At 58.3% G+C, this 11,569-nt stretch carries 4 protein-coding genes; 2 read left to right on the forward strand and 2 right to left on the reverse strand.

Annotated features, from left to right (window positions below; genetic code table 11):
- Positions 1–5: 5 nt before the first annotated feature.
- Together G3O06_RS25655 and G3O06_RS25660 are read left to right on the forward strand one after the other, a co-directional pair.
- Positions 6–6,431 (forward strand): DEAD/DEAH box helicase, encoded by a 6,426-nt coding sequence (locus G3O06_RS25655; protein WP_205817899.1) that lies wholly within the window; start codon positions 6–8, stop codon positions 6,429–6,431.
- Positions 6,428–8,527 (forward strand): UvrD-helicase domain-containing protein, encoded by a 2,100-nt coding sequence (locus G3O06_RS25660; RefSeq protein ID WP_205817900.1) that lies wholly within the window; start codon positions 6,428–6,430, stop codon positions 8,525–8,527. Before G3O06_RS25655 ends, G3O06_RS25660 begins: the two co-directional genes overlap by 4 nt.
- 63 nt (positions 8,528–8,590) lie before the next feature.
- Here G3O06_RS25660 and G3O06_RS25665 read toward each other — a convergent pair whose 3' ends face one another.
- Both G3O06_RS25665 and G3O06_RS25670 read right to left on the reverse strand, forming a co-directional pair.
- Positions 8,591–10,606: an ATP-binding protein gene (locus G3O06_RS25665; protein WP_205817901.1), complete on the reverse strand. Its 2,016-nt coding sequence runs from the start codon at positions 10,604–10,606 to the stop codon at positions 8,591–8,593.
- A 443-nt stretch (positions 10,607–11,049) separates the two neighbouring features.
- Positions 11,050–11,337: a DUF6471 domain-containing protein gene (locus G3O06_RS25670; RefSeq protein ID WP_205817902.1), complete on the reverse strand. Its 288-nt coding sequence runs from the start codon at positions 11,335–11,337 to the stop codon at positions 11,050–11,052.
- Between the last annotated feature and the right edge of the window lie 232 nt (positions 11,338–11,569).

Here is an 11,569-nt window from a genome sequence, read left to right on the forward strand (position 1 = left end):
AAACAATGCTGCCTTCGCTGCTCGCAAGAGATATTCAGACTGGCCTGAAGCAGTTTCTAATATCGACGTATGAACCGGCCGACTCGTTCACTCACGGCCTGATGAGCCGTTTTGTTGACGGCGAGGATAACTGGCTCAAGGGACCCTACGTGCAAATTGGCCTGCCGTTCAGCGCCGGCACGGCAGGCCACAAGTTTTTCTCAACCTTCGACACGCAGTACGAAGGTTTCAGCCACCAGGAGCGAGCCTGGGAGCGGCTCGCCAGTAACCGCAAGGCTCTCAGTGCGCTCGTCGCGACCGGCACCGGCAGCGGTAAGACAGAGTGTTTCCTGTATCCGGTGCTCGACCACTGTGCCCGTGCGCGTCGGGCCGGCGAAACGGGCATCAAGGCGCTGGTCATCTACCCAATGAACGCATTGGCGTCGGACCAGGCGCACCGTATCGCTGAACTGGTGGCTAAGGTGCCCGCCTTCGCAGGACTACGTGTCGGCCTGTATGTCGGCGGACAGATAGCATCTCCCGGTCAGGGGACCGTGATGACGCCCAATAGCGTCATCACCGACCGCGAAACGCTACGCAAGAATCCGCCGGACATCTTGTTGACCAACTACAAGATGCTCGATTACCTAATGCTGCGCCCGAAGGACCGGCAGCTCTGGGCGTCCAACACACCGACCACGCTGCGGTACGTCGTGGTCGATGAACTACACACGTTCGATGGTGCCCAAGGTACGGACTTGGCACTACTGCTGCGCCGTTTGCGCGCCCGACTTAAGGTTCCCGATAACCACCTCATCTGTGCCGGCACGTCGGCAACGCTCGGTGGTGCGTCAGATACCAGCCTGCTGCGGCAGTACGCCGAAGAGATATTCGGGGCAGTCTTCCCGGAAGAATCAGTCATCACCGAAAACCGACAGTCGATGGTTGCATTCCTCGAGGACTCGACGGTCGATTACATGTTTGCCTACCGGCAGGAGGTGGTGAAGCAGCTTGACCCGGCTCACTATGCTTCGCCCGAGGCGGCAGTGGCGGCATGGTTTCCATTGTTTTTCATTGGCGTGGCTGCGCCGGCGGATGTAAACGATGCTGCATGGCGCGAAAAGCTTGGAGCACTGCTCAAGTACCACCAGTTGTTTGTCAACTTGCTTAAGCTCGCCAAAGACGGCACCGTCAGCTATCCAGACCTGACTGATGCCTTCGCGCGCAGCATGCCAGCGGCGACCAGCGATGAAGTCAGCAAGGTGACCGACGCACTGCTTGTGCTCGTTGCCTGGGCGCGCCGGGAACACGGTCTACCGCTAGTCACGCTCCGCATCCAGCTCTGGATGCGCGAGCTGCGGCGCATGGTTGGCAAGCTCAGCACCGTTCCGGAAGAAGTCAAGCTGCGCAGTGAGCGCGACCTGCCGGGCGAGCGTGATGGCGTATATCTGCCCATGGTGCAGTGCAGCCAGTGTCGTACGACTGGATGGCTGTCTCGTCTGGTTCAAGGCAGTTCGCGTTTGTCCGTCAAACTCGACGAGATTTACAACACATGGTTTGCGCGCCGACCGGAAGCTACGCGACTGTACGCTTCTGCGAGTATCGGGGTGAACAACCGTGTTGACGGCACGCACAGGTGTGTATGCGTGTCCTGCGGGACCATGCAGTCGTCCGGCGACGCTTGCGTTGCTTGTGGTTACCAGGAGCTTCTGGAAGTCTTCCAGGTGATGTCCCAGCGTACCCAGATGCGCGGCGAAGCTCAGTTCACACTGCACGACACTACGTGCCCGGCATGCGGAGAAGACGACAGGCTGCTTCTGCTCGGTGCCAGAAACGCGACGCTTGGCTCGCAGATTGTGGAATCCAGCTGGGCTAGCGTATACAACGACGATAAGAAACTCATCGCGTTTTCGGATTCGGTGCAGGACGCCGCACACCGCGCCGGATTCTTCGGTGCCAGGACGTTCATGAACAACATCCGCACGGCCTTGGCCCATGTGATGGATGAACTCCAGATGCCTGTCATGCCCTGGAGTCAGTTTCTGAGTAAGGTGGAGCAGCGCTTCGGAACCGACAACTCGATGCTGTTTATGCCGCCGGAGCGACTGGTGTCGGAATTCATTGCGCCGAACATGACCTGGCAGCGCGACTGGGCCGTGGAACTGCTGCAGCATCAGCGCCTGCCAGCCGAGAGCAAGCTACCCGAGCGCGTGAAAAAACGCTTTCTCTGGCAGGCCTACAGCGAGATGACGTACCACAGCCAGCGCGGTCGTACACTCGAGCGGACTGGCAAGGCAGTGCTGTCGGTACCGTGGGGGGACATCGAGGCAGTAGCTGCCAGGCTGACCTCCGCCTTTAGCGAGCAGTATGGTCTTCGCGACCTGACGGTACACACCGTGAGCCAGTGGCTGTGGGGCATGCTCACCCACATGCGCCGACGTGGTGGGGTGATGCACCCGGAGTTTGTCACTTACGCGGGCGACGGCAAGACATGGGGATTGGTCAATCTGGGCGGACGCTCGGAGTGGATGCCTGGCATAGGCGATTACACCGCCCGGCCAATATTCCTGACCCTCGGGACGCAGAGCGGGTTCGACAAACTGACCAACCCACGACGGTCGACCTGGTACGACCGCTGGGCCTACGTAGTGCTGGGACGTGACACACTTCTGCCAAATGGCATCGCACCGGACCTGTACAAGGTTGCTCTCCCTGTTCTGCGAGACGCAGGCCAGTTGGTGATGACGCCGCATCATCAGGGTGAAACCTGGGCGCTGAATCCAGACCGTCTTTGCCTGTACCTGAACGTCGCATTTATCTCGACCGATGGTAGCAAGCGGCGGTTGTCCGTACCGAGCGACTGCGTGGAGCACCTCCTCGGCATGCCATGCCTTGATGCACCGGAATTCACCTACGAGTTGCAGGTAACGGACGCCGCGAGCTGGTGGGCAAAGCGCTTCAGTCAGGCGAAATTGCGACGGGTCATTGCTGCTGAGCACACCGGTCTGCTCGAGCGCAACGAGCGCGAGAACCTGGAAAGCCGGTTCAAGAGCAAACAGCCAAAGCCGTGGTACGAAAACCTGCTCTCGGCCACGCCGACGCTCGAAATGGGGGTGGACATCGGTGACCTCTCGTCCGTGATGCTGTGCTCGGTGCCGCCGAACCAGGCAAGCTTCCTGCAGCGCATTGGTCGCGCGGGGCGTCGCGACGGTAATGCGATGGCGACGACGTTGGCTGATGGTGCTAGCCCGCACGACCTGTACTTCTTTGCCGAAACCGCTGAGATGCTCAGTGGCGAGGTGGCGCCGCCGGGGGTATTTCTGGGTGCTGCAGAGGTTCTTCGCCGCCAGTTGTTCGCCTTCTGTATGGACGACTGGGTTGCCAGCCTGACCAATGCCAACGCCCTGCCGGAGAAGACCTCGCAAGCACTCGATGCGATGGAACAGGTAAAGCTTGACCGCTTCCCGTACGTGTTGCGCGATTACGCTCTCCAGCACGAGCAGCGATTGCTCGAAGGTTTTATCAGCCTTCTCCCGGCAGCTATCAGGAACAATGACGCAGTCTGCGCGCGGCTGACTGACTTCATGCGGGGAGAGGGCGAGTCTGATGGCTTGAACCTCAGGCTGCTGAAGTCCCTGAGCGAGTTGCTTGATGAGCGCCGCACCTACAAGAAACGCAAGGACGAACTCGATAAGCTCAAAACCAAGCTCCAGCAGCGCCCACAAGATGAGGCCACGCGCGAAGAAATCGACCTGCTGCTGCGCGAGCGCGACAAGCTGCTCGAACTTATCAAGGAAATCAACGGGCGCGACCTGCTTAACACGTTGACCGATGCGGGGCTGATTCCAAACTACGCGTTCCCCGAATCTGGCATCGAGCTGAAGTCAGTGCTGTGGCGCAAGCGCGGCTCGGACGAACCCGGCCAGGGGGGATATGTGACCCTGAATACGCTCAAGTACGAACGCCCTGCCCAATCGGCACTGTCCGAGTTCGCGCCGGAAAACCGCTTTTACGCGAACCAGCGTCGAGTTGAGGTCGACCAGATAAACATGAGTCTGGCGAGGACAGAACCGTGGCGCTTCTGCCCGTCGTGCCATCACATGCAGAGTCTGGACATCGAACCGGACACCCATATGGCTTGTCCACGCTGCAGCGATGCAATGTGGGCCGATGCCGCACAGAAGCGCACGCTGTTGCGCTTCAAGCAGGCTATCGCGAACAGCAACGACCTCAAGGTCCGTATCGACGACAGTGTTGAGGACCGTGAGCCGAAGTTTTATGTCCGGCAACTGATGGCGGATTTCGCGCCAGAGAATGTACGCAAGGCTTGGAAAATCAGTACGGGCCAGTTGCCATTCGGTTTCGAGTTCATCGACCGTGTGACCTTCCGCGATGTCAATTTCGGCGAGCTGGCCAAGAACGGCGAAACCTTCAAGGTAGCTGACAAGGCATCAATGCGCCCCGGATTCAAGCTGTGCCGATATTGCGGCAAAGTACAGAAGCCGCCGAGGCGTAATGGCGATGCGACGGAACAGAATCACAGCTTCGATTGCCCGAAGCGGGAAAGTAATGACCCGGCGGACCTGCTCGAGTGCCTGTATCTGTATCGCGAATTCGAATCCGAGGCGCTTCGTATCCTGGTGCCATACACCAAGAACGGTGTCGATGAGCGGGTGGTCCAGTCCTTTATGGCCGCGGTTCAGCTCGGCCTGAAAAAGCGCTATGGCGGCAAGGTTGACCACCTACGCATGGTGCTCCAAGACGAACCCGGCAAGGACGGCGGGCCACGTCGCTTCTACGTCATGCTGTACGACTCGGTGCCGGGCGGCACGGGTTACCTGCAGGAGCTGCTGGAGCAAGGCGCAAAGACGTTGGGGGACGTGTTGCGCATGGCGTTGCAGGCGGTCACTGCCTGCTCGTGCAATAACGACCCGGAGAAGGATGGTTGCTACCGGTGCGTCTACCAGTACCGCCTTGGCCGCAACATGGAGCTGGTCTCGCGCGATATGGCGAAATCGGTCCTGGGCGAACTGGTGGGCTCGCTCGACAAGCTTCAGTCCGTCGAAACCATCTCCGACATCTACATCAACCCAAATTTCGACTCCGTCCTGGAAGCCCGTTTCCTGGAGGGATTGAAGCGCCTCAGTGGTATCGGCGGCCTGCCAGTCATCAAGCTAGTGCAGGACGTGGTGAACGGCAAGACGGGTTACGTGCTCGAGGTCGGCAGCCAGCGATACAAGATTGAACCGCAATGCAATCTGGGTAGCAACGAGGGAGTGGCCATAGCCAGCAAACCGGACTTTGTCATCTGGCCGTGGTCGACGACGTCAACCATGCGCCGGCCCATTGTTGTGTTTTGCGACGGCTGGACTGACCACCAGAAATGCCTGGGGCCCGACGCGGCCAAACGCAGCGCCATCGTGGCAAGTGGTCGGTATTGGGTCTGGTCCGTGACGCACAACGATGTAGCGGCCGCACTCAAGGGTGACCTTGAAACTGACCTCGACTCTCCGCTGGTGTCAATGGCACGCCACCACGGTATCAAGCCGCCACCGAACGTTCCGCGTGCCCAGGAAAAAGCCTTCACTCACCATGCTTTGGCCCGCTTACTCGCCTGGCTGGCGACGCCCGCTTCGCTGGAGGATGACCCTGGACTCAAGCAGTTGCAGCGTAATGCCTTGTGGCTGGGCTTCTTGATGGTGCCGAGCACCCGGGAAGATGCAGCTGCTTGTGAACAGGTGAAGGGGCAATGGGCACGCCGCCTGCCGGAGCATGTTCACGCACCTGGCAATGGATATGTCCCAAGCATCTCGAAGTCGCAGGATGTGCTGTGCCACCAATTAGGCAACTGGCCGATGACTATTGCCCAGAAAGGGTTTGAGAGCACATCCAATTGGGCTGCACCGGGCGTACTGGTTCTGGAAGACATGAGCGTCGATAACGAGGAAGTCCTACATACGGCCTGGCGCCAGTGGCTGCACGTGTTCAACACGACCCAGACGCTGCCGGCCATGTGGCTAGTGACGACTTCTGGCCTGGATGCCCATGATTACGATGTGCTCAAGCCGTTTCCGGCGCAAGATGTCATGCCAGCCCAGCTAGCGTCTGCGGCTGCACTGGGTGGTGCGTGGCAGGAGGCGCTAGGGCGGGCGTTTGACGAGATGAAGGCAGGTTTGCAAAAGCTCGCGCAGGCTGGTGCACCGGTGCCCGTGACAGGACTTGAGCTCGTCAACGAGAAGGGTAAAGTTGTCGCAGATGGAGAGCTCTGCTGGAGCGGCCAGAAGCTCGTGGTGCTGCGCAATGACCAGTCCGACATGGTGGACGAATGGGCTGCACAGGGCTGGACGGTGCTTGTTCTCGATGAATCCATGACCCGTATCGACGACACCGACTGGGTGACTGTGGTTGCCGCCAAGCTTGACCTCAACATGCCGAACGAGGAGTCTCAGTGAGTCTGAAGCCGAAGGTTGCCCTGAGCAGCGAATTCCTGGTACAGCTGGCCAGGCTGCCGTCCAACATCCACACAAAGGTTCTGAAGTGGGCTATCGGGTTTCAGACTAACCCGACCAGTTCTGGTACCAACTACGAGAACATCAAGGGTGCGCGTGACCCGAACCTTAAGTCGGTCCGCGTGGACGGCGACTGGCGTGGCATTGTTTTCAAGCCGTCGTCCGGCGACGTCTACGTGCTGCTCTACGTGGGGCCGCACGACGAAGCGTATCGCTGGGCGGAGAATCGCAAGCTCACCATCAACCCGGTCACGGGTGCGATGCAGCTGGTAACGTTTGAGAATGTGGCGGAGCAGGCTCCGGCAACTGATGGACTACCGCCTGCTGCAGTGTCGCCAACACATGCTGCACCGGTGACGTCGCCTTTGTTTGCCAAGTTTGATGACCGGGAGCTGATGAGCCTGGGTGTCCCGCAAGAACTGCTGGGGGATGTGCGCGCTATTACCAGTGATGCTGAACTGGATGCTATCCAGGCACGCTTGCCGGTCGAGGCATACGAGGGGCTGTTCCTCGTCGCGGCTGGCGATACGATTTCGCAGGTTCTGATAGCGCGGGAAAGCCGCGTCGACAACGTCATCGATACTCAGGACTTTGCAGCCGCACTGGCTACGCCGGAGTCGCAATCCCGATTCATTGTCGTGGACGATGACGAGGCGCTCGCGGCTATTCTGAATGCGCCGCTCGCGCAGTGGCGCGTCTTCCTGCATCCGTCGCAGCGCAAGCTCGCCGAGAAAAAGTTCGGTGGTCCTGCTCGCGTCCTAGGTGGCGCCGGTACGGGCAAAACGGTCTTGGCCATGCACCGCGCGAAGTGGCTTGCCGAGAAATGCACCGGTAACGCGCAGAAGGTGCTCTTTACCACCTTCACGCGCAACTTGGCGACGGACATCGAGCAAAACTTGCGCACTCTGTGCCCGGCCGCGACGCTCGAAAAGCTGGAGGTGCGTAACCTCGATGCTTGGGTGCACGGCTTCATGCGAAGCTGCAAACTCGAACACCGCATTGTGTACGACCGCAAGCAGGATGGTCCCAAGCAGGCTTGGGACGCTGCGATGGCGGTGAAGGATAGCAGTCTCGACCTGCCAGACAATTTCTATGAACAGGAACTTGAGCAGGTTATCCTTGCTCAAGGTATCACCACGCTGGACGAGTACCGCAAGGCGCGCCGTACCGGCCGCGGTATACTGCTCAGCCGCGCAAAGCGCGACGCCGTGTGGCCGGTATTCGAGGAGTACCGCGGGCAGCTTGCGTCCCGCAAGCTCAAGGAGGTGGATGATGCCTACCGCGAGGTGGCGTCCATGTTCGACGCAGACAAGTCCCGTATCCCGTCCTACAGCGCCATCGTCATCGACGAGACGCAGGACTTCGGCCCGCAGGCGCTGAGACTATTGCGCGCAATGATTCCCGCAGGCGAGAATGACCTGTTCTTTGTCGGTGACGGTCACCAGCGTATTTACAGTCGTCACCGGGCGGCGATGAGCAAGTGCGGTATCGACATCCGGGGACGCTCCAGTAAGCTCTACATCAACTACCGGACCACCGACGAAATCCGCCAGAAGGCAGTTGCGCTGCTAGAGGGTGTGGAGGTCGATGACCTCGATGACGGCCAGGACGAGTCGAGCCGTTATCGCTCGCTTACGCGCGGGCCGGCTCCGGTCCAAGTCGAGGTTAGCGGCTTGGAGCCGGCTGGCGAGAAAGTCCACGAGTTCTTGCACCAGTGGCCGGGGACGGCAGATGGTCAGCCACCTCACAGTTTTTGTGTGGTGGCGTCCAGCGAGAAAGTTCGTGACGCCCTGGAGCTCCTGCTGCAGAAGGCCGGCGAGAGGACGGTGGCGATTACCGCGCAGAGCAATCACACCGAAGAACAAGGTGTGGTGCACATGGCGACGATGCATCGGGCGAAGGGTCTCGAGTTCGACTATGTCGCCGTCGTGGCGCCGAGTTCGTATGTCAGGGAACAGACCGAGGATAGCAACCGGAGACAGTTGCTTTACGTAGCACTGACACGTGCGAAGCGAGGGGCTATTCTGGTTCTGTGCTGATTTTCGATGCGATTTGTATTTCGGGCGCGCAGCCGGCGCCCGGTGAATCAGCCTAAGGCACGCTCAAAGCATTGGTATCTGCAGCTTCTCGAAGAACGCACGGTTCCGCTTTTTGGCGTCATCCAGCATCTTGTCGTACGAGAGAATTTCGATATAGCAGTTCAGCTGTGTGTGGAACCTAAAGTAGCCTGCGCCGTCGGGCGTGACCATGAAGTCTCGGGTGAGCGCTATGTCTCGTATTCTGGGAGTCAACGTACACACGATGTACGCGTAAAACGGCGTCGATTCTGCAACTTCTATAGTTCTTCCTTCGTCCGTTTTGGCTTTGCTATCACGGAGTTTTCGAGCATAGCGAATCACCTGCTCGACGGGGTCTTCCTCCGTTGAGGGGTATTCGTTGCGCTCGGGCCGCTTGAACTCAACGATTACGGCGGAGTTAAAGCTGCGCTTTGTCTCGGCGAACACTTTCGCGGAATTGAAAACGACGATGTCAGGTTCGTCATTTTCGTCCGAATTGACAGCTTTGAGCCGGTTCAGTGGCAGGTCGGACCCGAGGTACCAATGGTATGCCAAGCGTTCGTCGATTACCCAAAGGTTTTGCCGGTCGAAGTCAACGTCGTCGGAGCTTGCACGCATCGGAAAGATGATGCTGTGAACAGCTTCTTCCTTAACGTAACGTCCGTCGTCCTGCGTTTCGAGGGCTTTATCGAGAAGCTCGAGGATGGTCCTCCGATGCACCACATATCTAGCCAGAGCAGCCTGGCCCAGCTCGCTCTCCTCGCGAAGGAACTGTTCGCGCAAGTGCTTGTACGTTTCGCTGTTACGCTGACCATCGAGTGGCAGACTATCAATCTGACGCGCCTGCTCTCGGTGAGCGAGTTCAATATCCTTCTGAACTTTATACAGCTCGATGTCCAGCTGGTCGTCGGATACATTTGGGGAGATACGGTCAATGTACTGGCCATACCGTTCGCTAAGCATGAAGCGGTACTGCGGAGCCTTGTTGGCAACCAGCGTTTCGATGTTCCGTCGCTTCTCTTCACGCAACGTGGTCATGTAGGGCGCAGCCGCACTCTTTACAACGTCTGTCACCGCCGTGTCCAGCTGCGGTCGACTCAGCTCATCGTCGAGCTCGAGTTCGTCTTCGCCAGACAGGACCAACTGCGTACGCGAAGAATCAACGCGCGAATCGAGGTATTGCCCGAACACGTATGTCTTGAAAACAAACGACTTTCCCGCCTCGTCGACGAATCTTGTCTTGAAGTCTGGAACTCGTGTGCCTACGCCCCAGGAAATAACCTCGCGCTTGTTTGCGCAGTAGGAGACGGTGTGCCGTCGATTCAGGCTGGAGTCGAAGCGAACAATGACCGCATTCAACTCGTGCTTGCCAACTGCGAACTTGTGCTCGGTCGCACGGGTGTCGGCCTCGGCGCGGAAGTACTCGTTCAGATTGACTGGTTCATGCTCGTCATCGTGAATCCACACCTCTGGGCATCCGGGACTTAGAAAGTAGATGACGAGGTGGTCGATGATTTTCTGCGCCAGTGTATCGAGCGACTTCGGAAAATGCTTTTGATATTCCGACCGAATGTTGAGCAGCTTTACGGTCGTCTTTACTTCACCGGCTTCGCAAAGGCTAAGGGTTTCGTTCTCGACCCCCTCCTCAGACTTGCGAAACTCGAAACTACGACGGTAACGTTCGTCACCTTGGTTGTACACGCTTTCAATTGTTGCCTTCTCGAACACTTTGAGCCAAGTGAAGCGACCGACGCCCTTGTTTCCTTTCGCCGCTTTGCGAGTCGAGTCGGAGACGAAAAATGCCTTTGCGTTGATGTCAGAAAACCCGCCACCATTGTCCACGATGGTGACATCACGAACAGCGCCAAGGTAGTCGTCTCCACCGTCGATTAAGCGGCCTTGCCTATCATCTCGGTGAAAGTAGACATCGATGCGTCCGCCTTTACGCGCCGACTCATCAATTGACTCGAGAGAATTGACGATGCATTCAAAGACCGGAATGTACGGCTGCGTAATTGGAAGAGACAGGTTTTCAACTCGTCCTGCTATATCGACGTGCATAGGATTCCCCGTATTCGAAGACTTATGGTTCTTTGTGCTTGCGCCGCATCGGCATTTACCGTCACGAGCAAACAGGTTCCTACCCGCGATGCATAACGTAGTCCGCGCGATTCCTTGCAAGTCTACCTTGAAATATGAAAGCCAATGGCATTCCTTTCAATGACACGCATCCTTTTTATCTGCTGCTTGGAAGGGGGTTATCGACGTCGCCGACAAGCCCGAAGCCGCAGGAGCCCACCCATCTTGAAAATCCCCTGACCATTGCCTACCGTGGTAAACCCATGCCGGTGCAACGCCGGCGCGTAGTACCAAGAACGAGCCTGTATTCGTCTATCGACCGCCCGCATGGTCAGGCCCCCTATTTATGAGAGGGTACGACACGGGAGCCGGCGATGAAACAGGTCTGGCTATGGACGAATCCGTCGAAGTGGGCGGCCTATCGCCTACTTCGCCTTCGCATTACTCAGTTCCTTTTTGAGCGAAATGGTCTCCACGCCCATTGCGCGCAAGCAGGCGAGCAGGAATGCCGCCGAGAACCGCTTGCGATTCACCTTGCGGTTTATCTGGTCGGGCGATTCCTCGATTCCCAGCTCCTCGAGCATCCGCGAAAGCTGCTTGTAGCCGATTTCGCACCGGTCCATCCCCTCTTCTATAAGCCCCTTCGCCTCTTCTTCCCACTGCTCGTAGGGCTGGCCCGGCGCCCGGTCACGGTTGTGCGGCAGTTCTTCCATCGTTCCCTCTCGACGTTGCTCGCGCCTCTGTTTTTCTGGGACTTGAAGTTTCTCACGGCAATTTTCGGTCGTATACGACCGACGCAAAATCGGCAGCGCTACACGTCCTTAGCAAACCATTTTTGCGAGGACAGAATGCCCACAAAATCCTTACAAACCAACTCACCGACCCGACGGCCCGCTGCGGTATCCCAGACGAATAGCCAGGCCAGCACTCAATTGCACCCGCCAG

The sequence above is a fragment of the Burkholderia sp. Ac-20345 genome, from assembly GCF_017104825.1.
Classification (GTDB): Bacteria; Pseudomonadota; Gammaproteobacteria; order Burkholderiales; family Burkholderiaceae; genus Burkholderia; species Burkholderia lata_B.